The organism is Hwanghaeella grinnelliae (assembly GCF_004005845.1).
GTDB classification, from domain to species: Bacteria; Pseudomonadota; Alphaproteobacteria; order UBA8366; family Aestuariispiraceae; genus Hwanghaeella; species Hwanghaeella grinnelliae.
The window spans coordinates 30935-55257 of sequence record NZ_SADE01000002.1; the positions used below are offsets into that span (position 1 = coordinate 30935).

Below are 24323 nucleotides of genomic sequence, written 5' to 3' on the forward strand. Positions count from 1 at the left end.
TGCCTCTGTGTGTTTCACTGGATGGCAAACAGCGCACATTGAGATATCTTGGCGTTAAAAGACGTGTGAAAAATAATCAAAAAACATGGGGAGGCGACCATGGACGGGATAACGGTTTCTCACGCCATCAACCAACCTGCGGTGACGGCCCGGAACGATGCCTGGGTTTCGGCATTGCGCAGCGGCTTCGGACATTGGGAGACTTCCCGATCCGTTGGAGAACCCTTTTCCGCCGATCTGCACGTGACTCGTTTTGCACGCACGTCAGTCATCGAGTGTCAGTGTGGGGCGAATGGCGGCTTTCGGCATCAGCAGAATGTCCGCAAGGATGATGAGCCGCGTGTCGCTGTGCAGCTTGTCGTGAAAGGAGAGGAGCATTTCTCTTTCGGCGATGATCGATATATCGCCAGAACCGGCGATATCGTTCTTTGGAACAGTCTTGAACCGATGAGCTTCGAGGTACCGGAACGTTTGCATAAGGTCACGGTCGTTTTGCCTGAACAGACCATGGCGCGTTGGCTGCCGCGCCACCGCCGTTTGCATGGCCGGGTACTGACTGCGTCGACCGGGGCAGCGGCGCTCCTGCGCGCTCACATGCTAGCGCTTCGAGAACATCGAACGGAGTTCTCTGAACAAGAGCGATATGCTGTGGAAACGGCGACGCTCGAAATGATTGCCGGTGTCGTATCGAACACGCTAGATCGACCGAACCAATCCTTGGCCGATTACCAATTGTCTCGGGCTCAGTGCTATATCCTTGAGAATCTGGGTGACTGCGCGTTGACCCTTGACCGGGTGGCTGCTGCAGTGTCGATCTCTCGACGCTACTTGCACAAGCTGTTCGAGAGTACCGGCATGTCACCGCGTGCGTGGATTCAGGACCAACGCCTTCTGCGCGCCCGTGAGTATATAATAGGCGACGCGATTGGTCGGCGCACCATCACCTCCATAGCGTTCGACTGCGGCTTTAGTGACTCTGCACATTTCAGCCGTGCCTTTACTCAGCGCTTTGGCCTTGGACCGCGGGCCTTCAGGTCAACATTGGCACCAAAGTAGTTCAATCACCGCAACCGACTTCCATGGTGGGGAGGATACCGACGCACTACGCCGCCTCATGCAACCCGCTGACATCGGTGTCCACTTCAGCACTTTCCCAAGCAAGGCCGCCCGTATACCGATTTGCAATCCGCCCTTCTTCATCGATCTGGAAAAGATGAAGCCAGCGATTGTCAAACAATGCACGAACATCTTCGTGGCGCTCAAGAATTTCCGTCATCGCATCGATCGGAGCTTCGATACAAACCGAAAGGCGCAGAGGATCGTGAATATAGCGCTCGCCATCATGGACCGATTGCCAGGGCAAACCTGTACGCAGCAGCCCGCCGTTGCCTTCCAGAACACCGATGCCCCCGACAACATTATGCAGGAGTTTGTTCCCGGATCCGAAAACCGTCGGCGCAACCGAAGAACCGTAATATTGCAGGCTGATCCAGCTGGCGACAACGACCGGCGCCGTCATGATCAGCTCCAATACAGAGAAGTCCCGGTCCTTGTCCTGCCGCCAATCGTAATCGTGCAAGAAAGCGCTGCCCTCCAGATCGCGTCCGGCGGTCCGGGTCCGCGGTGCGGCGATAAAAGCTTTGCAACCGGCGAGCGCCCATTCCGGACGCACTTCCGCCCAATTGCGGGCCCGCATCCCGACATCGCCTTCACCCGACGTCCGCGGAAGCCGCAAGGCGCGCTCTCCGCGCGTTAGCTTCCCGGCGGATTCCAGCCATTGCCGGATACGGCCAATATCCGTGGCGTGGTGGTTTGACGCGACGTCCCGATCATAGAGGGTTACCCGGTCGGACGCGGTATCGTGCAATGCACCGACAAACAGCGTGTCTGATGGGATGACGATGCCACGCGCCACCAGGCCCTCGCGCACCTTACTTTCGTTCAGAAGCCCCGCTAACAGGCGCGCATTAACCTCCCCCGAATAGCCGCCGCAGGCGCCGCATTGCAATGCGCTTGCATGGGGATTGTTGACCACGGCCGAACCATGGCCAACGAGCAAAACAACCCGGGCAAACCGATCCGTGAGGGACATGGCACGGAGAACCGTTTCAGCGGATGCGATCTTTGTTTCAAGGACGAGTTCCGGGTCGAAGCGCGGCGGTGGCTCGGTTGCGGGGGATCCGCCATTGAGGCATAGCCCATCGGCCAGCAGCTTTCCGATATAGGCCGGGCCCATTGCCTCAACAAAAGCGAAGGAGGATACGGCAGCAAGCTTGAAACGACCCCAAGCGCGTTTTGCGCGGGCCTTGTAGCGCATCGCCGTGTCTTCGCCCTTTTCATTCTCCGTGCCCGACGAGGACTCAACTGCCGGATTGATGAGAACCGGCAAACGGCCTTCCTCAACGTCGGAAGCGAACCGCCTATGCTTAGTAAAGATACCAAAAAATCCAGCAAAACCGAGCGTCTGTATCGATGGATCGATAACCTCGAATGCGCGCCGGAAAACTTCCGACCGGACATCGATGCAAAATACGGCTTGAACCGAAGCACGCTCACCCGCGCGCAACTTTGTCACTTTGGACAGTGTTTGCGCAAGTCCCCGTTGCGTCGCCCGCTCGGCGGCTTCCTGGAGAATTTCGTCGACAATGTGTTCTTCCGTGGGACTGATGGGTTCTTCATGTACTTGGCGCGCCGCGGCCCAATCATCGCGGATCACCGCTTCATATTGAATGAATAGCGCCTCTTCCCAAAGCAGGCGGATCGCCAGGAAATCTGTGATCGTTCTATCATCCCCGTCCGCAAGCTCGGCGCGCCAAAGATCGTAGCGCGCAAATTGCGCCCACCCGCCCAGCGAAAAAAGCAGCTGATGGAAGTATGTTTCAAGGGCGGCGGTACCAAGGCCCAATCGCGCGACCACATCGGCGATTGCCGCGGTCGGATCTTCGGGTGCATCGGCCACGAGGGACGCAAAACCTTTGAGCCCGGCGATTTCCGGCGTCAGGTCATGGGTCGCATAGGCCTTCCAGGCACTCCAAGCCGATTTGCCGCGCGGTGCAGCCCACAGCGCTTGCCCTTGGTCAAAATATCCGCCGGCCCATGCACCGAACCTGTCCGCGATGAGGCCCGGCCAATCAATGCCACTGGCCTTGGCCGCCAAGTCCGCTATGGTCGGCGCCGCGGCGGGCTCGGGCCTCGTTTTCGATGCGGCGCTTTTAAGGGCCGCGAGATCCGCCGGTTTGCCGGCATGACGCGTAGCCGTCAACGCCGCTTCAAGGTCATCGTCGATGATGTCTCCAGCATCGATTTTTCGCTGATACCAAGACCGCGGCATTGTGACGGCAACACCGCCGACACGCGCCAATCTGGCGCCCGTCTTCGCCAAGGTTTCCGTCGCTTGGCCCAAGAAGGGATTTACCGCAACCGAGGAGGCAAGCGGCCAAAGCGGCGGTATCTGCTGCGCCGCTTTGTCGGCTGCGGCCTCAAACATCGCCAAGTCACTTTCTTGATTTTTTCTTTTAGTGTTCATGACTTCAACTCCTCTTGGTGTTCAAGGCAGACCAGTTGCCGATCATTCGATCGAAGATCGCATTGGCGTAGAGTCCATTTGCCATATGCACCCTCAATCCCGCCGCGGCCGGGTGTATGGACCACAGTGGAAACAGCGACTGTGCTATGGCGACAAGACCAAAACTGAACAAGGCAAGCGCCATCATCGCCCATTCCAGCGGGCCGGGCGGGGGCGCGGCCGGCAAAGTGTTGGCGGTGAGCCACTCGGCACCGGTTTGAAGGGCGAAATAACTCACCGACGCTGCGGCAGAGTAAAGTGCGGTACGCAGGGTTAACGCGCGCGGCGCGGCATCCGCAAATCCTTGCGCTAACAAATAGGCAATTCCGAAGATCAGGATGCCCCCAAGCGCGATAGATTGTGACGATTTGACATCGAACCCGAACGTTATGCCGATAATTGTGTAAATGCCTATTGCAAGGATAAACGCGCGCGCGACCGCGCCGCCGTTCGGAACCGCGATCGGACCAGGCCGGCGAAGGGACGCCACCCGTTCAACCGCCATGCCCGCGGAAAGGAAGGCATGCGCCTTGTAGAGCGAATGGGCCACGATATGCAGCAGCGCGAGCGGAAACAACGCGAGGCCGCACTGCATGATCATGAACCCCATCTGGGCGATCGTCGACCAGGCGAGCGAGTTCTTGACAGCGGACTGCGATAACATCGCGAGCCCGCCGAAGAGCGCGCTGAAACCGCCGACCAAAACAAGGACAGCAAGTATGCCGGGGCTCATCAACATCACATCAGCGAAGCGGATGAGCAAAAACCCGCCGGCATTGACCACGCCCGCATGTAGCAGCGCGGAGACCGGCGTCGGTGTTTCCATGACCTCTATGAGCCAGCCATGGGTCGGAAACAGCGCTGACTTGAGCACGGCCGCGATTGCGAGCAGACCTGCGACCCACATCGCGTTGTCGGGCACAATGCCACCACGTGCTGTGTCGAGGATCGTCGCAATATCGAGCGTTCCGTAATCGACAAAGAGCAGAACAGCCGCGCCTGCCAAAGCTGCATCGCCCAGGCGTGCGACGATGAACTTCTTCCGTGCCGCTCGAATGGCAGAAGTCCGATCGGTGTAGAACAACAACAACCGCTGCAGACACAGACTGGTGGCAATCCAGGCGAAGACAAAGATCACAAGATTGCCTGCTTGAACCAGCAGGAGAACGCAGGCCAGGGTAGCCGCCATCCAACCAAGGAACGCCCCCTGCCGTGTTTCGCCATCCAGGTAAGTCACGGAATAGCGAATCACGATCCAGCCAATGAAAGCCACAAGCACCAGCATCGAAACGCTGACGATATCGAGCCGGGTTGAGAAGCTAAATCCGTCTTGCCCAAAGATCAGGGTGGTTTGGGCGCCTTGCATCATCAACAGCCCGGCCGACGCAAGCGCGGCGATCACCGCCAGCATAGCCGAAGCCTCGATAACCTTTGGAGCCAGCTTTGGGCGCTTCCCCGGATTCACGAATGCGGCGGTCGCTGCACACAGCAGAACCGCGGGAGCGAGGGTAGGAATCAGATCATTGAGCATGGCCGAACGGCTTTCCGTGAAGGTCAACGTCACGGCACTTCTAGCCAACAGTGAATGTTAATAAAAATTCATTGTTCTTCACTTATCATTCTGTTTAAGTGAACGTTATGGCGGAGTTGAATTTTCATCACCTGCGGTATTTTCACGTGGTTGCCCATGACGGGAACCTGACCCGCGCGGCCCAGCGGTTGAATGTCTCGCAATCCGCTGTCTCAACGCAGATTCGGCAGCTTGAAGACCGGCTGGGCCAACAACTGTTCGAGCGGCGTGGCCGTTCACTCGTTCTCACCGAAGCGGGGCACATCACCCTCGATCACGCAGACGCCATCTTTGCGACCGGCGAAGAACTCTTGAGCACACTTGGCGAGAGGGCCGGCGGCAGACGGACGGTTCTTCGCGTCGGGTCTTTGGCGACACTTTCCAGAAACTTTCAGATTAGATTTCTGCGCCCTCTTCTTGGGCGGGATGATGTCGAGGTCGTCGTCCGTTCAGGCACGCTTCGAGACCTTCTTCTCAATCTCGAGACTCATCAGCTCGATGTCGTGCTTTCCAACATTTCACCCCCGCGCGACACGGCAACGAGATGGATATCGCATGCGCTCGCCGAACAACCAATCAGCCTGATCGGCAAGCCAGACAGGGTCCGCCCCGGATCGGATTTAAAGGAACTGATCGAGACAGAACCGCTGATCCTGCCAACCGTCGAAAGCAGCCTACGGTCCGGTGTGGATGCCTTGTTCGATCGCCTGGACCTCCGCCCCCGTATCGCGGCGGAAGTGGACGACATGGCCATGATACGGCTGCTTGCGCGGGAGGGGGCCGGGCTTGCCGTCGTGCCGCCGATCGTGGTGAAGGACGAGCTTGAAAACGGGCGACTCGTTGAAGCCGCCCAGCTTCACGGGCTAACCGAAACCTTTTTCGCTGTAACCACGTCGCGGCGCTTCCCGAACCCGCTGCTGCGCGATCTGATCAAGACATCCGGGAACTGATCGCCTAGAGGGGGGACAGGGGCCATTGCGCAGTCGGACCAAGGCTCCGACGCATGAAAGGTTCACCCCCCCACCGCTGGCACGAGCGCGCCGTCACACAATCGCGTCCCTGCCCCGCAGCGGGTTTTTTCCGGCCATTCGCATCAGGCGTTGAAACTTGGGACATTCCATGTGACTGGGGGCCGAGCATTTGGCGGTGTGGCGCAGACCGTCGCGCAGAGCGGTCAATTGCTTGATGCGCTTGTCCAGACCATCTGCCTTTTCCATCAACTGATCCCGGTCGATCGACAGTCGGCCGTCGGGAGCGAACATCGCGCCGATTTCCTCCAGCGAGAAGCCGGCATGACGGCCGAGCGCGATGAAGGAAAGCCGTTGCATGACATCGCCCGCATAAACGCGCCGCAACCCGTTTCGGCCGATCGAGCGGATCAGGCCTAATTCCTCGTAGTAACGCAGGGTCGAAGCCGGTAGGCCCGAGCGTTCCCTCACCACCCCGATATCCAATGCGGTCATCACAACCCCCCACCCCTTGACTTGAAGTCGACTTGAACTTGTAACCTAAAATCAACATCAATGACGAGCAACAGGAGCGAACAGAGAAATGGACCCGGATTTTTGGCATCGTAAATGGGCGGACAATCAAATCGGCTTCCATGAAGGCGAAACCAACGCCCTGCTGGAAGCGCATTTCGGTCGCCTCGACCTTGCCAGGGGAAGTCGGGTCTTCCTGCCGCTCTGTGGCAAGACGCGGGATATCGCCTGGCTGTTGGACCAAGGGTTCTGCGTTGCCGGTGCGGAGTTGAGCGCCACCGCAATCAAACAACTGTTTGAGGATCTTGGTCTCGCGCCGGAAATCACCACAATCGGTTCCCTAGACCGGCATAGCGCACCCGGCATCGACATTTTCGTCGGCGATATCTTCGACCTGACGGCAGAAAAATTGGGACCGGTCGATGCGATCTATGACCGAGCCGCGCTGGTTGCCTTGCCGAAGGAAATGCGCACGGCCTATGCGGCCCATCTGGCCAGCTTAACTGCGACGGCTCCCCAGTTCCTGATCACCTTCACCTATGACCAAAGCAAAATGGATGGCCCGCCATTTTCGGTTTCTGAAGACGAAGTCCGCCGGCTGTACGAAATCCGCTATGAAGTCACCAACATGCTGCGCAAGGATTTGCCGGGTGGGCTGAAAGGCCAATTCGACGCGACGGAAGACCTTTGGCTTCTAAACCCCAAGTAAACAAACCTGGCCGCCGAAGCCGGCGGGGTGTCAAACCATATCCGACTCATGGGACGCCACGGCATCGCGGATTGCATTCAGCGTAACATCAATGCGGATTGGCTTGGTAAGATAGGCCGCGAATCCAGCGTCCAACCCGCGCTGCACTTCCGATGGCAAGGCCGATGCCGTAACCGCGATGACCGGGACGTGCCTTGCCCCCTCGCAAGCCCGCAAAGCCTGGAGCGCCTGGAACCCGTCCATGCCGGGCAAGTTGATGTCCATGAGGATCACGTCCGGTATATCACGCGCCGCCATTGCCAGCCCCTCCTCGGCGTTCGGCGCGGATATCATCGTAAACTCGTCCTCTTTATCCAGGATCATTTCCATGAGACGGACATTGTCGGCATTGTCCTCGACATATAGCAGGGTACAGCTTTTTCCGTTTTTCGGTTCAGCGATGACCGCCGGTCGTTCATAGGCCTTGGATGTTCCCGCCGGCGCGTCCTCCTTCCATTGCGGATCCAGCGGCAAGTCGATCCAGAACGTAGAACCTTTCCCTTCCTCACTCTCGAAACCTATCCGCCCGCGCATCAAGCTCACCAGTTTCTTCGTAATGGTGAGGCCGATTCCCGTTCCCTCGATGGACGAGGATTCATGGCCCAGGCGCTGGAACGGTTCGAACATCAAGTGCTGCCGGTCGGCGGCTATTCCCATGCCAGTATCGGCCACGATCAGGCGCAGATACCGGTCATCGATCAGATCGCAGTCCAGAAAAACCTTGCCGCCCCGTCGGTTGTATTTGATGGCGTTGGTCATCAGGTTCAGCAGGACCTGCTTGAACCGGGTTCGGTCGGCCCTGATGGCGGGATGAACGGCAACATGCTTCCTCAGCTCGATGGTGACACCATGTTTGGCGGCAATCGCCGAGGCAATAACGAAACAGTCACGCATGTCATCCATCGGCTCGAAGGATTCGACATAGACACTGAGATTTCCGTCCTCGATCTTATTGAAATCCAGAACCTGGTTGATCAGGTTCAGCAAGTGTTCGCCGCTATTGTTGATATAGTCGATTGCCTGGCGCTGTTCCGCATCCATGCCGCTTTGATCCGAATAGTCCAGCAACTGCCCGAACCCCAGAATGGCGTTCAACGGCGTGCGCAATTCGTGGCTCATCGATGATAGGAATTCGGATTTGGCCAAGCTTGCCCGCTCGGCGGTTTCCTTCGCCGACTGAAGTTCATGCGTCCTTGCCTCAACCAGGGCTTCAAGCTTGTCCCGGTGCATGGCAATCTCAGCCGTTTTTTCATCGACCAACGCTTGCAGACGGTCCCGCGTGACCGCCCCATCGTTCAACCGTTCGGCCATGATGTTGATTGCCTTCGCCAGATCCCCGATCTCGTCCTGCCGATCGATATCCAGCTTAACATCCCAGTCACCTTTCCCGATGCGGTCCGCTGCTTCCCGCAAGGATTCGACGGGGGCGGCGATCCGCTGACCGAAAATAATAGCGGCGAAAATCCCGGAAATAAGCGCAAGACCAAGGACGACCAACTGTTTCTTAATCGTGGACCAGATATTGTTGTTGAACTCCTCCATCGGCACGGCCGCGACGACATAGCCGAGAACTTCGTTCTTGTTCAGCAAAACCGGCGTCCCCGCCCAAAGATTGGTTTCGTCGGCTTCGGTCCGTATAAGACCGCCGGACAGAAGCCTGTCGATGAAACCGATTTGCGGCCGCTTGTTACGCAGGGCCGGCCAGGGCGATCCATCGGTTAGAAGCCGTCCTTCCGAATCCAGGATCCAGACCAGATCGATGCGGCGCCCCTCGATAATTCCCGTGGCAATCGACCGCAATTCCCGAACGTTGTAATTGTATAGATAATTTTCAGCCTGAAATGCGGTCTTACGAACCGCCTCTACCATTTCCGCCGTTCTGATTTCCTGGAAGGTGACACGCTGTTCGTATGCAACGACCCCGAACAGTCCCGCCCCGATAAATACGACGATCGCCGACGCGATGAGCGCCACCTTGAAACCTAGACCGACGCGAGGTGCGCTCATTCTGCGCCGCCCTCCAACAGCCTGGTCAATTCGGGTCCGAAGGTCGTGACGTTCCGCAACAACTCTGCGGGGATCTCGTCAAACATTGTCGTTTGATCGAAACCGTCCAACGTGTTCGCCCCTTCCCGAGTATCATGCGCAGACAATAGTATTGCGCGGATCCGGGACACCAATCCGTGATCCAAGTGCTTGCCGTAGACGACGACATCGTAGGGAACGATCGGTGACGTATAGACAACCCGAAGCGGGACCAACGCCGATTTCGCAAGCTGCTTGAAATCGTTCTCAGCCAAGCCGGCTGCCGCGACTTGGTTCCGCTCGACCCATGTCATCTGGGTTTCACTGTCATACCCCATCACGTATCCAACCGCGTCCGGGGGCGGCACCTGCGCCAACCCGTCCAACGGCACCAACCGAAGACCGCTACTGGCCATTCCCAAAACAGGCAGCATGAACCCGGATGTCGAAAAACTCTCCTCTAGGGCAACTGTTTCGCCGACAAGATCACTCAGGAAATTGAATCTGCTGTCTTGTCGCACGACGACGACGCTTCGGTAGGCATCCCTTCCGTCCTTCCACCGGCGCAGAAGGAACTTGGATCCCGCCCGTTCGTTTACCAGCAAAGCGGTGACCGAACTGTCGATCAGCAAATCCACCTTTTTCTCGCGCATCAAAGACGCCATCCCCGCGACCGAATCCGCGACCGCAACCTCCCCACGCTTGATACCGTACGAACTCAATTTTTCGGCCAGGTAGTCCACGAATGGTTGGGAAACACGGACCACCCCAACCGGATCAAGGCTGATCGACCCAAGAACCAATACGCGCGCGGACGCGACGCCGCCTCCACTATTGAAGACAACGAGAAGAAAAACCAATATGGCAAGGCAATTGACGGAACGACATGTTCCGGGACGTTGACACCCGGTCCGCGTCACGCAACCTCCCCTCAGGCCTTTCGGCACAGCCCAACACCCCCTTATTCGGTCCCGGCTTACTCTAGCACAATCCTTGGCAATTCATCAGACGCCTTGTTCATTGCCAGAACACAATGCCGCTACGCGGATCACCATCGACTGCACCTTCCTCAAGACGGTTTCGGCGCGGCATGCTGAACTGCGGCGCGGCCGGCCTTTTCGCGGGCAATGACCAGTTTCATGATTTGCGCGGTTCCATCCCCGATTTGCAGCCCCAACACATCCCGCATGCGCTGCTGATGCGGCAGGTCGCCGCTATAGCCGTAATGTCCATGGGTCAGAAGACATTGCTGTATCACCTCATGCGCGACTTTCGGCCCATACCATTTGCACATGGAAGCTTCCGCCGTGTGCGGCAGGCCGCGATCTCGCAGATCCAACGCATAGTAACAAAGCTGCCGCGCCATGGTCAGGTAGGTTTCCCCTTCGGCCAGCGGAAAGGATACGCCCTGGTATTGGGCGAGCGGCGCGCCGAAGGCTTCCCGTTCCCGGATATAGGCCCAAGTCTCATCGAGGGACGCCTGCGCCGCGGCAATGCATTGCAGGCCAATCAAGGCACGGCTGTAATCGAACCCCTGCATGACCTGGACGAATCCCATATTCTCATCGCCGATCATGTGCTCGTCCGGCACGAAGACATCATCGAAGAAAACCGATCCCCGCCCGACCATCTTCGATCCGATATCGTTGAAGCGCGTCGTGGTGACACCTTCGTCCGTCATGCCGACCATGAAGGCCGATACGGCCCGCGCGCCGCCATCGGCCGCACCGGTTCGGGCGAAGACCACGGCGGCGTCCGCCCCGTCGGCGAAACTCATCGACGTCTTCTCGCCGTTCAAAAGATAGCCCCCCTGCACTTTACCGGCGCGCAGTTGCAGGTTGGCCGCATCGCTGCCGCCGCGCGGTTCGGTAAGACCGAGGCCCACGATCGCATCCCCGGACACAATGCGCGGCACCCATTCCCCGGCGAGATCCTTGTTGGCATTCCGGACGATAATCTGGCCCATCAGTGAGCCTAGAAGCTGCACATAGCAGACATTCATATCGCCATAGGCTATCGCTTCGGCAATGACGCCGGTGGTCACCCCGCCCATACCGAGGCCGCCGAATTCCTCCGGCAAGTCGACACCGATCAGGCCCATCGCCCCCATTTCGCGGACCAGATCGCGATCAAGACCGTCATCCCGGTCGCGGTCCATGTAAAAGGGCGCCAACTTTTCCGTTGAGAACCGTTCTGCGGTTTCAAGGAAGGCCTTTTGCTCCTCTGTCAGCGAGAAATCCATCCTGGCTATTCCTTTCGGTCCCGGCGTCAGCCGTGCATCGTCAATCCGCCGGAAACACTGATCACCTGCCCGGTGATGAAGCCCGCGTCATCGCTGGCCAGAAAGGCAACGATGCCGGGATAGTCCTCCGGCTCGCCCAGCCGCCGCATGGGAATGGCCCGCTTCAATCCCTCCGCCACTTTGGCGCCGGCCTCGCCTTGCGAAAATTCCTCAAAAAGCGGTGTGTCGGTCGGGCCGGGGCAGACCGCATTCAGTTGAATGTTCGCGCGCGCCAGTTCCCGCGCCACTGTCTTGGTAAAGGAAACGATACCGCCCTTGCAGGCCGCGTAAACCGCTTCGCCGGAGGACCCGACCCGTGCCGCATCAGACGCGATATTGACCACCCGCCCGGACTTCCGTTCCACCATGTAGGGCAGAACTGCATGATGCATATGAAGCGGGCCATAGAGGTTCAGGTCGACGATCTTTTTCCAGAAATCCGTATCTGTATCGAGGAAGGCGATAGGTTTGTCCCATCCCGCATTGTTGATCAGGATGTCGATCGGCCCGTCTTCGGCAAAGGCGGCAACCGCCGCGTCGACAGAGGCCCGGTCCGTTATGTCCACCTTATGGGCCGTTGCCATGCCGCCCGCCAAGGCGACGATACCTGCCGTTTCGCCCGCACCCACTTCGTTCAGGTCGAAGATGCCGACGGTGCTTCCTTCTTCGCCGAACCGTTTGCAAATTTCCCGCCCGATGCCGCTGGCCCCACCGGTGACGATCACTCTTTTCCCAGCCAGTCCACGCATTGCCGTTTCCCCTGTGGTTACGTTCTTGTTTCGACTTCCAAGGAAGGCAAGCCCCTATACAGGACATTCTTTCTTGAAGTTCGGCTTGCGTTTTTCGCGATGGGAAGCGACGCCCTCTTTCACCTCGTCGCCAGCGAAACCCAGCATCTCCAGCGCGGTCGAGGTGTCGAAACTGGGCCCGGCGCTGCGCAGCCAATTGTTCAGGGCATATTTCGTCCAACGGATGGCGCTCTGCGCACCGTTGCTCAACTCGACAGCCACATCCAAGGCCGTCTTCATCAATTCATCGTCCTCCACACACATGGAGACGAGGCCGATGCGGTCGGCTTCCTCGCCGCTGACCGGCCGGCAGGTCATCAGGTAGTATTTCGCCTTGGCCATGCCGCAGAGCAGCGGCCAGATCATCGCCGCAACATCACCAGCGGCAACGCCCAGCCGGGTGTGCCCGTCGACGATTTTCGCGGATTTCCCGGCGATGGAGACATCGGCCAGGATACCGACGACCAGGCCCGCCCCGACCGCCGGTCCATTAATGGCCGAAACAATAGGCTTGTTGCAGTTGACGACGTTGTAGACCAGATCCTTCGCCTCTTTCCAAACGCGCATGCGTTCTTCCTGGCTTTCGATCATTTCCTCGATCAGGTCGAAATCGCCACCCGCGGAGAAGGCCTTCCCGGCCCCGGTCACCAGAACGACATTGATGTCGGGATCAGCATCGATGGTACGCCAGATTTCAACTAATTGGCTGTGGGTCTCGCGATCGACGGAATTGTAGGTTTCCGGCCGGTCGAAGGTGATTTGCAGCACCCGGTCGGCGGGGTAGTCGATCCGAAGTTTCGTGTAGGCGGCATAGCGGTCGCTCACCGTTCCCTCCCGTAAAAAATTTATTGATTTGGTATGAAGGGTAAATGATCCGCGGGATGCAGGCGAGTCCGACATGGCGCCTGCACGGGGATTTTTATAACAGCGTTATCTTATTTTTGACGGTGCGTGTCGGAAACGGCTTTTGAAAGCGGTCGAAAAATGCGCGGAACTGGCAAAACCGGTTGCAAGCGCAATTTCGGTAACGCTCATAACCGATTGCTCGAGTAGGTTTCTGGCCTTTTCCAACCGCAAACCACGATAAAAAGCCATGGTGCTGGCCCCCAGTTTTTCGCTGAACAGCCTGTTCAATTGCCGCGCACCCAAGCCGCAGAGATGGGCCAGTTGATCCAGGCTGAGAGGATCGGCGACATGGTTTTCCATCATCTCGATCGCCTGGATGACGGCAGGGTCCGAAACGCCGTATCGCTCTACCAGGCCCGCACGTTGCGGACCGCCGGATGGCCGTACATCTGTATGCATGAACCAGTCGCTGACCCTTCTTGCGAATGCCGCCCCGTGGTGCCGGGTGATGACGGCATGCATCATGTCCAGGGCCGCGGTTCCGCCGGCGCAGGTCATTCGGTCCCTGTCGATCACATACAGGGAGCGCTCGACCAGCAGGGATGGCGTAATCTCCGCCAGGGTCTGGACATGTTCCCAATGAACCGTCATGCGCCGCCCTGCCAAGACACCCGCACGCGCCAGAATGACGGGCCCACCGGAAACGCCACCAATCTGCACACCGCGACGCGCCAACATACGCAGCCACTGGAAAACCCGCCCATCGTCGAACCGCGCGGGATCACCACCGGCGACGACCAAAACAAGGTCGAAATCGCGATCGCCATCCAGGGTCGCCGTCCCCTCGATCACCGCGCCGCTGGACGAAACCGACCGACCGCCGGCAACGGGAATATGCCGAACATCATAAAGACGCTTCCCTGCCAGGTGGTTTGCCGCACGCATCGGTTCCGCCGCCGAAGAATAGGAAAGCAGGGCGAAACCGTCGATCAATAGGAAGCCGACCCGGAAGGGCCCAGTGTTATGCAAGGTCATGCCCGGATTTTGAAAGTTTCCGACCATTTTTGGCAAGTAAATCTGATGCCCGACCTTCAATTATGGCTACAGCATAAAAAAGGGATGGTAGACATGCGGTATTCGGGGCTTCGCGTCCTGTGGGAGGGTCTGACGGGCAATAAGGGCTGGCAGCCCGCCTGGCGGGAGCCTGAGCCGAAAAAGTCTTACGACGTCATCGTCATCGGTGGCGGCGGGCACGGCTTGGCGACCGCCTATTACCTATCGAACAAATTCGGGATCACCAATGTGGCCGTTCTGGAAAAGGGATGGCTGGGGTCCGGAAATATCGGTCGGAACACGACGATTATCCGATCCAACTATCTGCTGCCCGGCAACGAACCGTTCTACGAACTTTCCATGAAACTGTGGGAAGGGTTGGAGCAGGACTTCAACTACAACGCCATGGTTTCCCAGCGCGGGGTCCTCAACCTGTGCCATACGGATGCACAACGCGACGCCTTTGCGCGGCGCGGGAATTCCATGCGCCTATCCGGTGCGGATTCGGAACTGTTGGATCAGGATGGCGTGCGGGCATTGTATCCCTTCCTGGATTTCGACAACGCGCGTTTCCCGATCAAGGGCGGCTTGCTGCAAAAGCGTGGCGGATCCGCCCGGCATGACGGGGTCGCCTGGGGCTACGCCCGCGGTGCGGATCTGCGCGGCGTGGATATCATCCAGAACTGCGAAGTGACCGGCTTCCATATCGAAAACGGTGTCTGCAAGGGCGTTGAAACAACGAAGGGCGCCATTTCCGCCAAGAAAATCGCTGTCTGCGTCGCCGGCTCCTCCGGCCGGGTGATGGCACAGGCGGGGATGCGTCTGCCGATCGAAAGCCACGTTTTGCAGGCCTTCGTGTCTGAAGGGTTGAAGCCGATCATCCCCGGCGTCATCACTTTCGGTGCCGGCCATTTCTATATCAGCCAGTCCGACAAGGGCGGCCTCGTCTTCGGCGGCGATATCGACGGCTATAACAGTTATGCCCAACGCGGCAACCTGCCTGTGGTGGAGGATGTTTGCGAAAGCGGCATGGCCCTGATGCCGATGATCGGACGGGCCCGGCTGCTCCGCATGTGGGGCGGTGTAATGGACATGTCGATGGACGGATCGCCCTTCATCGACAAGACCCATATCGACGGCCTCTATTTCAACGGCGGCTGGTGCTATGGCGGCTTCAAGGCAACGCCGGCATCCGGCTATTGCTATGCTCATCTGCTGGCCAAGGACGAACCGCACCCGGTCGCGACCGAAATGCGGCTGGACCGTTTCAAACGGGGCCACATGATCGACGAAAAGGGCGCCGGCGCCCAACCGAACTTGCATTGAGGAGGCACGGCGCATGATCATCAATCATCCCCTGCTGGGCCCACGCGACGCCGCCGAGTTTTATTACCTGGGCGATGCATCCCTTCTGGACCGGCCCGACTGGCAAGCGCCGGACGCCGCCGACAAATTCTACGAATACCAATATCTGCGCGACAATGCGGCCGGCGAACATCGTGAACTTTGGTATCACGAACAGGGTGACCGTTCCTGGCTGATCGTCACGCGGGATACGTTGACCCATGACATCACCAAGGTCGAACTGGCCCATGACGTTGCCTTGGCTAAACAAGCCGACCCAGCAAACACGGGCAGGGAGGGTTGATCATGAGCCAGCGCATGCGCATCAACGGCGGCATCGTCGACCGGTCCAAACCACTTTCCTTCGAATTCGACGGCAAGCAATTGCAAGGTTTTGCGGGCGACACGCTCGCTTCGGCCCTGTTGGCGAACGATATCCGCTTTGTCGGCAGGTCGTTCAAGTATCACCGGCCGCGCGGCATTTTCACGGCCGGCCCGGAAGAACCCAACGCGCTGGTTCAACTGCGCCGGGGACCGTATCAGGAGCCGAACACGCGCGCGACCGTTGCGGAACTCTATGACGGGCTGCATGCCGCCAGTCAGAATTACCGCGGCAGCCTCAACTTCGACCTGATGGCCGTGAACGACTTGTTCGCGCCTTTCCTGAGCGCCGGGTTCTACTACAAGACCTTCATGTGGCCGCAGGCCTTCTGGGAAAAAGTGTACGAACCCGCAATCCGCGCCTCGGCCGGGTTGGGACGGCTTTCCGGTAAGGACGACCCGGACATCTACGACAAGGGTTTCCTGCATTGCGATATTCTTGTGATCGGCGCGGGGCCAGCGGGTCTGATGGCGGCCCTGACGGCGGGGCGTTCCGGCGCGCGGGTGATCCTGGCGGACGAGGACTTCGCGCCGGGCGGGCGGCTCAACGCGGAAACCCATGAAATTAACGGCGGCGACGCGCAAGGCTGGACCGCCAGCGTCCTTTCCGAATTGAAAAGTCTACCCAATGTCCGGCTGATGAAACGGACCACGGTCTATGGCGCGTATGATCATGGCGTCTATGGCGCCTTGGAAAAGTCGACGGACCATCTACCGATGAGCGGCGGAAAGCCGCGACAAATCCTATGGCGCATCTATTCCAAGCGCGCTGTGCTCTGCGCGGGCGCGACCGAACGGTCGATCGCCTTCGGTAACAACGACCGTCCCGGCGTCATGCTGGCGGGCGCCGTACGCGCCTATGCCAACCGCTGGGGCGTCGCGCCGGGCCGCAACGTCGCCATCTTCACAAACAACGATGACGGCTGGCGCACCGCAACGGACCTTGCCGCGAAAGGTGTTTCCATCGCCGCCGTGATCGATACACGGTCCGGTGCGGCGCCGGCCGACGTTGCGGGCGCCACCATCGCGATGGGCGCATCCATTGTCGACACCAAGGGTCGGAAGGGTATTTCCGCCGTGACGTTGTCGAACGGCACGACGGTTCCCGTCGATTGTCTGGCGGTGTCTGGCGGCTGGAGCCCCAATGTTCACCTGACCTGCCACCAACGCGGTCGTCCCGATTGGGCGGACGAAATCGCTGCCTTTGTTCCGGGCAAGGACCTTCCGGTGGGGATGAGTGTCGCCGGCGCGGCCAAGGGCGCCCTGACCCTTGCGGCCTGCCTGCAAGAGGGGGCGAAGGCCGGGGCGCAAGCCGCGCAAGACCTGGGGCTCACCGCCAGCATGGCGGAAATCCCCGAGGCATCGGATGAAGCTTCGGCCATCACGCCCTTCTGGCATGTGACCGAAAGCAAAGGCCGTGCCTGGATTGACCTGCAAAACGATGTGACGGCCAAGGATGTCCAGCTTGCCAAACGGGAAGGGTATCGATCCGTCGAATTGTTAAAGCGCTACACGACCCTGGGAATGGCGACTGACCAGGGCAAGACCGCCAATGTCCTTGGGCTGGCCGTCCTGGCCGAAGCCAGTGGAAAATCGATCCCCGAAACGGGCACGACAATCTTCCGCCCACCCTATACGCCGGTTCCCATCGCAGCCTTTGCCGGCCGCAGCCGGGGCAAGGACTTCCGCCCCACGCGCTTGACGCCCGGGCATGAATGGGCCGCGGAACAAGGGGCCGTTTTCGTCGAAGCGGGCATGTGGCTTCGTGGCCAATGGTTCCCAAAACCCGGCGAAACCCATTGGCGGGAAAGTGTTGATAGGGAAGTTCTTGCGACTCGCAAATCAGTCGGGATCTGCGATGTTACGACCCTCGGTAAAATCGATGTTCAGGGCCGCGACGCGGCCGAGTTCTTGAACAAGGTATACGCCAACGGCTTTGCGAAACTACCAGTCGGCAAGGTTCGTTACGGCTTGATGCTGCGTGAAGACGGCATGGTGATGGATGACGGTACCACCGCGCGCCTGTCGGAAAATCATTTCGTGATGACGACGACAACGGCCAATGCGGTTGGTGTGTTCCGGCATATGGAATTCTGCCGCCAATGCCTGTGGCCGGATCTGGACGTGCATTTGATCTCGGCGACAGAACAATTCGCGCAATACGCTGTCGCGGGCCCAAATGCCCGCAAGCTGCTGCAGAAAATCGTCGACCCGGAATTCGATATTTCCAACGACGCCTTTCCCTTCATGGGGTGTGGCGAAATCACGGTCTGCGGCGGCACGCCTGCCCGGCTGTTCCGGATATCCTTCTCCGGTGAGTTGGCATACGAAATCGCCGTCCCGTCGCGCTATGGCGATGGCTTGATCCGCGCCTTGATGGCGGCCGGTGAGGAATTCGATGCCGTTCCCTACGGCACGGAAGCGCTGAGCGTCATGCGGATCGAAAAAGGACATCCCGCGGGGAACGAATTGAACGGCCAAACAACGGCGCGGGACATGGGCATGGGCCGCATGGTTTCGAAGAAGAAAGACTCCATCGGCAGCATCCTGTCCGAGCGGCCTGAATTGAACCGGGAAGACGGCCTTGCCCTTGTCGGGTTCAGGCCTGTCGACAGGGCCAGGCAATTGAAGTCCGGGGCGCATTTCATTCCCAAGGGCAAGACACCGTCGTTGGAGAATGACGAAGGCTGGATGACATCCGTCGCCTATTCCCCGACGCTGGGCCATTCCATCGGTCTTGGCTTCATCAAACGCGGATCCGACCGCCTGGGCGAGACCATCGTCGCCGCCGATCCGATCCGGGGCGAGAGTATCGAAGTCGAAATCGTTTCACCCCATTTCTTTGATCCGGAAGGGGAACGCGTCCGTGCCTGACATGACATTGAAACCCAAGACGCCGCTGAACGGATACAGCGAAACCTTTGGCGCAACGGTTCTGGAAGAGATCGCGGGGATGGGATTGGTTTCCATCGCCACGCCGCGCGGTGGCGTCGATGCGCTGCAAGGTGCCGTTCAGTCCGCCTATGGCTGTGCCCTGCCGCCCACCGGCTCAAGCACCATCGGCAATGACGGCGCCATACGCCTTATGGGATTGCAGCCGGGCCAGGTCTTCGCACTGTTCGCCTATGATGGTGACACAGCCGTGACAGAAATCGAAAAAGCGTTGGGAGACAACGGCTATTACACGGACCAGTCGGACAGCTGGGCCATGTTGCACCTTTCCGGCAGCGCCGCTATCGACGCCTTGGCGCGCATCTGCCCGCTCGACCTGGACGCGTCCGTCTTCCCGGACGGGACAGTCGCCCGGACAGTGATGGAGCATATGGGGGTGATCGTCCTTCGGGAGGGAACGGACGGCTTCTTGCTGATGGCCGCCCGTTCCTCTGCCGCGAACTTTCTGCACGCCGTCGAACAATCCGTCCGCAACGTGACCTGACCGGTTAGCCGGTCAAAGAGCGGGCCTTCAGCCCAGCACCGACACGATCGCCTTTCGGGCGGCGTCGACGATTTTGTCCGCTTCCGCGCGATCCAGGCAGAGCGGCGGCGCGAAGCCCAAGATATCACCCTGCGGCATCGCCCGGCCGATCACGCCTTCCTTCGCCAGCGCGGCGGCGACCTGCGGGCCCACCTTGTCGCCTGCATCGAAGAAAACCCGGCCGTCCTTCTGTTTGACGAATTCGACCGCGCAAAGCATGCCCTCGCCACGCACATCGCCGACATTCGCATGGGTCGACAGCGCATCGTGCATCGATTGGTTCAGGTAGGAACCGACGACGCGGGCATTGTCGACCAGGTCCAACGAGTCGATCAGGTTCAGGTTGGCGACGCCGGCCGCCGCGCCGATCGGATGCGCGGAATAGGTCCAGCCATGGCCGATTGGCCCCAACTCGTCCGTGCCCTGTTCCAGAACCTTCCAGACCTTGTCGGCGATGATGGAGCCGGAGAGCGGCGCATAGGCCGAGGTCAGACCCTTGGCAATGGTGATGATATCCGCGTTGATCCCGTAATGGGTCGTGCCCATCATGCTGCCCAGGCGGCCGAAGCCGGTGACGACTTCATCCGCGATCAGCAGAATATCGTGCTTTGCGAGGACTTCCTGGATCGCCGCCCAATAGCCTTCCGGCGGCGGAACGATTCCGCCCGTGCCGAGAATCGGTTCACCGATGAAGGCTGCGATGGTATCCGGCCCTTCCTTGGCGATCAGCGCTTCCAGTTCCCGGACGCAATGATCGACGAAGTCCTTTTCGGACATGTCCAGATCGGGCCGGCGGAAATAATACGGCGCTTCGGTATGCACGACCTTGTCGAGCGGCAGGTCGAATTTCTTGTGGAACAGTTCCAAACCGGTCAGCGAACCGGTCATCAGGCCCGACCCGTGATAACCGCGCCAGCGGGAGATGATCTTCTTCTTCTCAGGACGGCCCAGAATGTTGTTGTAGTACCAGACGAGCTTGATGTTGGTCTCATTGGCATCGGACCCGCCAAGCCCGAAATAGACCTTGGACATATTGGCCGGCGCCCGGTCGACAACCATCTTCGACAAGGTGATGGAGGCTTCGGTCCCGTGCCCGACATAGGCGTGATAATAAGAAAGTTCCTTCGCCTGTTTCGCTATCGCTTCGGCGATTTCCTGACGGCCATACCCGACATTCACGCAGTAGAGGCCCGCGAAACCGTCGAGCATCTTATTGCCGTCGCGGTCTTCGATATACACACCGGAACCCCCGGAGACGATCCGGCTGGGGCTTTCGCCGCGTGCGTGCTGTGCAAGATGTGTCGAGGGATGGAAGAAGTTCTCCCGATCCCACTTGTCCAACTGATCATTGGTCAACATGTTTCGATCCTTTCTTTTTTACAGTCAGCCGGTATTGAAGACAGTCTCCGTAAAGACTGTCACCCGCAGCGTTCCGTGCAAAAAAGGACCTTTGGGCCGGTGAACTTTTCGGCATTGGTGCCGGCTGCCACCTATGCTTCCACAATCGTCCCCGTACCCGCGGTTTTGGCCGCAGCGAAGGCGAATGTTGCTATGGCGGTATCTTGTGCGCCCGTTCCGGTCAAGTCACAGAGCGTGATTTCCCGGTCCGATTTCCGCCCCAGGGATGGGTCCAATACGACCTGCCCCAACTCGTTTATACCATCCGTCGTGGCCACCGTACCGGCTTGAAGCGCGGACCGCAATTCGCCCAGGGTTTCGCATTGGCTGATCCGGTCAGCCACATAGACGTCCAATTTCGTGAAGGCGGCCGGGTCGATTTCATTCTTACCGGTCTGGTCCGACCCCATGGCGGTGATGTGCAGACCCGGATGGAGCCAGTCCGCCTTCAGGACCGCTTCCGCGGACGGGGTCGTCGTCACGACAAGCTGGCTTTCGGCGACCAGGCGCGCCGGGTCGGGTTCGGCAACGGCGTCGACGCCGGTCCTTGCGGCGATGTCCGCGGCACAAGCCGCCGCTTTTCCGGCATCGCGTCCCCAGACGAGCACTTTCTTGAACGGCCGAACCAGGTGCGCCGCCTCGATTTGTAACCGCGCCTGGGCGCCGGTGCCCATCACGCCTGCCGTCTCGACATTTTGCGGCGCCATCAGTTTGGCGGCCAGGCCGCCCGCGGCGGCCGTCCGGACATCGGTCAGATAGCCATTGTCCAACAGCACGGCTTCGACCACGCCCGTCTTCGCGGAAAACAAAACCATCAGCCCGTTGGTGCTGGGCAGGCCGATCGACGGGTTGTTGAAGAAACCGGGACTGATCTTGACGGCGAACCCGTCGAAGCCCGGGATATAGGCGGTCTTCACGTCGACTTCGCCATGTACGGAGGGAATATCCATCGACATGATCGGCGGCATGATGACCTCGCCCCCGGCCAGGGTCGCGAAGGCTTTCGCGACGATGTCTATCGCGGTCTCGTCAACGGAGACGAATTGGCGCAACTGCGCTTCGGTCAGTATATGGATGTCACGCGGCATAGGCTTGCCCCCTTATTGTTGTGTTGCCAAGCGTCACATCGCGACCTTGCATGATATCCGCGTGGACCGTCATATCGATATTGCGGCCTGTGATGATGGTCGCAATCGGACCGTCAGATTTCGGTAGTTTGCCGGATTGCAACGCGGCAATGCCGACAACGCAGGCCCCCTCGCAAACCATCCGGTCTTCGTAATATATGGTCTGCATGGCGCGATAGATCTCGTCCTCAGTCACCAGCAAAACATCGTCCAGGAAGTCTCGACATAGAGGAAAGGACAGCCGGTTATCAAGGCCGATTCCGCCGCCTAGCGAGTCGGCAAGGCTCGGCACCTCCTCGACCTCCACGGGATTGCCCGCCTGAAGCGAGGCATGCATCGCCGCGCCGCGGTCCATGGAAATGCCGATGACGCGGATATCCGGCCGCCGGGCCTTCACGGCGAAGGCGATGCCGCCGGCCAGACCGCCGCCCGACAAGGGCACCAGAACGGTCTTGAGCGAGGGACATTGATCGAGCAGTTCCAGCCCGATCGTTCCCTGTCCCGCAATAACATACGGATCGTCGAAGGGCGATATTTCGACCAATCCTTCAGCTTCGACCAACCGCAGGCTCTCCGCCATTGCATCGTCCTGGGATTTACCGATGATGCGCACTTCCGCCCCCAAGGCCTTGATACCGTCGATCTTCGCCTGCGGCACCAGGGACGACATGCAGATGATCGCCCGCATCCCGCGCGCCCGCGCCGCATAGGCAACCCCACGGCCGTGGTTCCCGGTCGAACAACAGGTCACGCCGCCGACATCCCCCTCAAGCGCGAGGATCGCATTGGCCGCACCACGCAGCTTGAACGCCCCCATCGGCTGGGTCATTTCAAGCTTCAACAGGAACTCATTCCCTGCGAGTTTGCTGAGATGGGGCGACGGCACCAGGGGTGTCGTCACCGCCATGTCGGCAATCCTGTCCCGCGCCGCGTCTATCCAACTTGGCGTGAAATCCGCATAGTCGATCATACCGTCCCTACCCTGCAGCTGCTTCGAAGCCGTCCAGGACGTTAACGGTATTGATCCCGATTTCTTCCACCGCGTAGCCGCCCTCCATCACGAAAAGGGTCGGCAGGTTGGCGCCGGCGATGCGCCCACCGTAATCCGTGAAATCCTGGCTGCGCAGCTTGAAGAAGCTGATTGGATCCTTTTCAAAGGTGTCGACACCAAGGGAGACGACCAAAGCGTCTGCCCCGAAATCCGCGATCCGCTTCAAGCCTTCATCCAGCGCCGCGCCCCACACCTCATAGGGGGCAGCGACCGGCAAGGGGAAATTCGCCGTAAAGCCTTCGCCGGCGCCAGCCCCCGTCTCATCCGCGTAACCCAGGAAATGCGGGAAGGCATCGACCGGGTCGCCATGCAGGGAAACGAAGAGAACATCGTCCCGGTTGTAGAATATTTCCTGCGTGCCGTTGCCGTGATGAAAATCCACATCCAGGATCGCAACCTTTGCCGCGCCCTTGCCGCGCATATGGTTCGCGGCGATGGCGGCATTGTTCAAGAAACAATAACCGCCGAATTGGCTGGTCGATGCGTGATGGCCGGGTGGGCGGCACAGTGCGAAAGCAGCCCGGTCGCCGTTCATCACCAAATCGGCGGCCGTCAACGCCACGTCCTTCGATGCCAAAGCGGCTTCCCAACTGCCTTCGGAAATCGACGTTTCCCCCGCCAGGGCGTAATAGCCCAGAAGACCGTCGATTTGCTTCGGGATTCTGTCAACGGAAAGGGAACGGGAGGGCCAAACCGTGGGGATCGCCTCTCCCTTATACCCACTGTCGGCCCACAGCTGCCAAGCCTTGGACAGGAAATCGACGAAGCCGGCGTCATGTATCGCGAGCACCGGGTCCATCCCGTAATCCGCCGGTTCCACGTAATCCCCAAGACCGCGCTTGTCCAACTCAGCGGTGATGAATTCGATCCGCTCCGGGCACTCGAACGGCCGCACGAGAGTGCCGCCATAAAGTTCCGTCTTTGAGTTCCGCAAGTAGTGCCGTTCCGTGAAAACCGTCTTCATACGCGTAAGCCCTCTAAGTGATACCGGCGCATCCGCAACCGGCGAAACTGGAATTCGTCGGCCCAGTCTGGTTCACCCGCCCCTGGTTTCGCAACCCATTCCGGACCTGTGTGGGAGGGATTGTGACATCCTGGTTATGCGTCCGGCCTCACCGGCTTGAACACTTGGCTTTCAACCTTCGAACCGTCTAGACTGCCGGCCTCAGAGCGAGGTCGCGGAACCGGGA

20 protein-coding genes are annotated in these 24323 nt (G+C 59.4%); 7 read left to right on the forward strand and 13 right to left on the reverse strand.

The features are described 5' to 3' along the window. Positions 1 to 99 precede the first annotated feature (99 nt). Positions 100 to 1056, forward strand: coding sequence for a helix-turn-helix domain-containing protein (locus tag EOI86_RS10885; RefSeq protein ID WP_127765245.1), 957 nt, complete (start codon positions 100 to 102; stop codon positions 1054 to 1056). A 46-nt stretch (positions 1057 to 1102) separates the two neighbouring features. On the opposite strand, the gene EOI86_RS10890 is transcribed toward EOI86_RS10885, so the two are convergent. After that, positions 1103 to 3526: a YbcC family protein gene (locus EOI86_RS10890; protein ID WP_127765246.1), complete on the reverse strand. Its 2424-nt coding sequence runs from the start codon at positions 3524 to 3526 to the stop codon at positions 1103 to 1105. A 4-nt stretch (positions 3527 to 3530) separates the two neighbouring features. Then, the gene (locus tag EOI86_RS10895) at positions 3531 to 5129 is read right to left on the reverse strand and encodes a proton-conducting transporter transmembrane domain-containing protein (RefSeq protein ID WP_240035635.1); all 1599 of its coding nucleotides are present in this window, start codon (positions 5127 to 5129) and stop codon (positions 3531 to 3533) included. A gap of 74 nt (positions 5130 to 5203) precedes the next feature. On the opposite strand from EOI86_RS10895, the gene EOI86_RS10900 reads away from it, so the two are divergent. Beyond that, the gene (locus tag EOI86_RS10900) at positions 5204 to 6085 is read left to right on the forward strand and encodes a LysR family transcriptional regulator (protein WP_127765247.1); all 882 of its coding nucleotides are present in this window, start codon (positions 5204 to 5206) and stop codon (positions 6083 to 6085) included. A gap of 93 nt (positions 6086 to 6178) precedes the next feature. Here the strand turns inward: EOI86_RS10900 and EOI86_RS10905 are convergent, their stop codons facing one another. After that, positions 6179 to 6598: a helix-turn-helix domain-containing protein gene (locus tag EOI86_RS10905; protein ID WP_127765248.1), complete on the reverse strand. Its 420-nt coding sequence runs from the start codon at positions 6596 to 6598 to the stop codon at positions 6179 to 6181. A gap of 88 nt (positions 6599 to 6686) precedes the next feature. Here EOI86_RS10905 and tmpT point away from each other — a divergent pair, with 88 nt between their 5' ends. Continuing rightward, positions 6687 to 7325, forward strand: coding sequence for a thiopurine S-methyltransferase (gene tmpT, locus EOI86_RS10910; protein ID WP_127765249.1), 639 nt, complete (start codon positions 6687 to 6689; stop codon positions 7323 to 7325). A gap of 30 nt (positions 7326 to 7355) precedes the next feature. On the opposite strand, the gene EOI86_RS10915 is transcribed toward tmpT, so the two are convergent. The 6 genes from EOI86_RS10915 to EOI86_RS10940 all read right to left on the reverse strand — a co-directional run bounded on the left by EOI86_RS10915 (position 7356) and on the right by EOI86_RS10940 (position 14339). Then, positions 7356 to 9371, reverse strand: a complete 2016-nt coding sequence (locus EOI86_RS10915) for an ATP-binding protein (protein WP_127765250.1) — start codon at positions 9369 to 9371, stop codon at positions 7356 to 7358. After that, positions 9368 to 10336 carry a phosphate/phosphite/phosphonate ABC transporter substrate-binding protein gene (locus EOI86_RS10920; protein ID WP_338033046.1) on the reverse strand — a complete coding sequence of 323 codons (969 nt, stop codon included), beginning with the start codon at positions 10334 to 10336 and terminating at the stop codon, positions 9368 to 9370. The genes EOI86_RS10915 and EOI86_RS10920 overlap by 4 nt, the downstream gene beginning before the upstream one ends. A gap of 122 nt (positions 10337 to 10458) precedes the next feature. Next, complete coding sequence (locus tag EOI86_RS10925; RefSeq protein ID WP_127765252.1) at positions 10459 to 11631, reverse strand: acyl-CoA dehydrogenase family protein; 1173 nt, start codon at positions 11629 to 11631, stop codon at positions 10459 to 10461. A gap of 26 nt (positions 11632 to 11657) precedes the next feature. After that, a complete protein-coding gene (locus EOI86_RS10930; protein WP_127765253.1) occupies positions 11658 to 12419 on the reverse strand; it encodes a glucose 1-dehydrogenase in 762 nt (253 codons plus the stop codon). Between the two features lie 54 nt (positions 12420 to 12473). Continuing rightward, positions 12474 to 13283 (reverse strand): enoyl-CoA hydratase/isomerase family protein, encoded by an 810-nt coding sequence (locus EOI86_RS10935; protein WP_127765254.1) that lies wholly within the window; start codon positions 13281 to 13283, stop codon positions 12474 to 12476. A 105-nt stretch (positions 13284 to 13388) separates the two neighbouring features. Continuing rightward, positions 13389 to 14339 carry a GlxA family transcriptional regulator gene (locus tag EOI86_RS10940; RefSeq protein WP_205032173.1) on the reverse strand — a complete coding sequence of 317 codons (951 nt, stop codon included), beginning with the start codon at positions 14337 to 14339 and terminating at the stop codon, positions 13389 to 13391. Between the two features lie 93 nt (positions 14340 to 14432). Between EOI86_RS10940 and EOI86_RS10945 the strand changes: the two genes are divergently transcribed. The 4 genes from EOI86_RS10945 to EOI86_RS10960 are packed head-to-tail and all read left to right on the forward strand — an operon-like array spanning position 14433 to position 19518. Continuing rightward, positions 14433 to 15683: a sarcosine oxidase subunit beta family protein gene (locus EOI86_RS10945; protein ID WP_127765256.1), complete on the forward strand. Its 1251-nt coding sequence runs from the start codon at positions 14433 to 14435 to the stop codon at positions 15681 to 15683. A gap of 13 nt (positions 15684 to 15696) precedes the next feature. Beyond that, complete coding sequence (locus EOI86_RS10950) at positions 15697 to 16005, forward strand: sarcosine oxidase subunit delta (protein WP_127765257.1); 309 nt, start codon at positions 15697 to 15699, stop codon at positions 16003 to 16005. 2 nt (positions 16006 to 16007) lie between these two features. Then, positions 16008 to 18956 (forward strand): sarcosine oxidase subunit alpha family protein, encoded by a 2949-nt coding sequence (locus EOI86_RS10955; RefSeq protein WP_127765258.1) that lies wholly within the window; start codon positions 16008 to 16010, stop codon positions 18954 to 18956. Position 18957: 1 nt separating this feature from the next. Continuing rightward, on the forward strand, positions 18958 to 19518 hold the full coding sequence (locus tag EOI86_RS10960) for a sarcosine oxidase subunit gamma (protein ID WP_240035699.1): 561 nt from the start codon (positions 18958 to 18960) through the stop codon (positions 19516 to 19518). Between the two features lie 27 nt (positions 19519 to 19545). On the opposite strand, the gene EOI86_RS10965 is transcribed toward EOI86_RS10960, so the two are convergent. The 4 genes from EOI86_RS10965 to EOI86_RS10980 form a co-directional block, all read right to left on the reverse strand. Then, a complete protein-coding gene (locus EOI86_RS10965) occupies positions 19546 to 20916 on the reverse strand; it encodes an aspartate aminotransferase family protein (protein WP_127765260.1) in 1371 nt (456 codons plus the stop codon). Between the two features lie 131 nt (positions 20917 to 21047). Continuing rightward, positions 21048 to 22043 (reverse strand): cyclodeaminase, encoded by a 996-nt coding sequence (locus tag EOI86_RS10970; protein ID WP_127765261.1) that lies wholly within the window; start codon positions 22041 to 22043, stop codon positions 21048 to 21050. Beyond that, on the reverse strand, positions 22033 to 23052 hold the full coding sequence (eutB, locus tag EOI86_RS10975) for a hydroxyectoine utilization dehydratase EutB (protein WP_127765262.1): 1020 nt from the start codon (positions 23050 to 23052) through the stop codon (positions 22033 to 22035). The genes EOI86_RS10970 and eutB overlap by 11 nt, the downstream gene beginning before the upstream one ends. A 7-nt stretch (positions 23053 to 23059) precedes the next feature. Continuing rightward, the gene (locus EOI86_RS10980) at positions 23060 to 24097 is read right to left on the reverse strand and encodes a histone deacetylase family protein (protein WP_127765263.1); all 1038 of its coding nucleotides are present in this window, start codon (positions 24095 to 24097) and stop codon (positions 23060 to 23062) included. Between the last annotated feature and the right edge of the window lie 226 nt (positions 24098 to 24323).

Coding starts and splice junctions, on each gene's coding strand:
- EOI86_RS10950 (WP_127765257.1), top strand. CDS start 15,697: ATGATCATCAATCATCCCCTGCTGGGCCCACGCGACGCCGCCGAGTTT.
- EOI86_RS10970 (WP_127765261.1), bottom strand. CDS start 22,043: ATGCCGCGTGACATCCATATACTGACCGAAGCGCAGTTGCGCCAATTC.
- EOI86_RS10925 (WP_127765252.1), bottom strand. CDS start 11,631: ATGGATTTCTCGCTGACAGAGGAGCAAAAGGCCTTCCTTGAAACCGCA.
- EOI86_RS10960 (WP_240035699.1), top strand. CDS start 18,958: ATGACATTGAAACCCAAGACGCCGCTGAACGGATACAGCGAAACCTTT.
- EOI86_RS10905 (WP_127765248.1), bottom strand. CDS start 6,598: ATGACCGCATTGGATATCGGGGTGGTGAGGGAACGCTCGGGCCTACCG.
- EOI86_RS10900 (WP_127765247.1), top strand. CDS start 5,204: ATGGCGGAGTTGAATTTTCATCACCTGCGGTATTTTCACGTGGTTGCC.
- EOI86_RS10945 (WP_127765256.1), top strand. CDS start 14,433: ATGCGGTATTCGGGGCTTCGCGTCCTGTGGGAGGGTCTGACGGGCAAT.
- EOI86_RS10940 (WP_205032173.1), bottom strand. CDS start 14,339: ATGACCTTGCATAACACTGGGCCCTTCCGGGTCGGCTTCCTATTGATC.
- eutB (WP_127765262.1), bottom strand. CDS start 23,052: ATGATCGACTATGCGGATTTCACGCCAAGTTGGATAGACGCGGCGCGG.
- EOI86_RS10890 (WP_127765246.1), bottom strand. CDS start 3,526: ATGAACACTAAAAGAAAAAATCAAGAAAGTGACTTGGCGATGTTTGAG.
- EOI86_RS10980 (WP_127765263.1), bottom strand. CDS start 24,097: ATGAAGACGGTTTTCACGGAACGGCACTACTTGCGGAACTCAAAGACG.
- tmpT (WP_127765249.1), top strand. CDS start 6,687: ATGGACCCGGATTTTTGGCATCGTAAATGGGCGGACAATCAAATCGGC.
- EOI86_RS10915 (WP_127765250.1), bottom strand. CDS start 9,371: ATGAGCGCACCTCGCGTCGGTCTAGGTTTCAAGGTGGCGCTCATCGCG.
- EOI86_RS10885 (WP_127765245.1), top strand. CDS start 100: ATGGACGGGATAACGGTTTCTCACGCCATCAACCAACCTGCGGTGACG.
- EOI86_RS10955 (WP_127765258.1), top strand. CDS start 16,008: ATGAGCCAGCGCATGCGCATCAACGGCGGCATCGTCGACCGGTCCAAA.
- EOI86_RS10930 (WP_127765253.1), bottom strand. CDS start 12,419: ATGCGTGGACTGGCTGGGAAAAGAGTGATCGTCACCGGTGGGGCCAGC.
- EOI86_RS10965 (WP_127765260.1), bottom strand. CDS start 20,916: ATGTTGACCAATGATCAGTTGGACAAGTGGGATCGGGAGAACTTCTTC.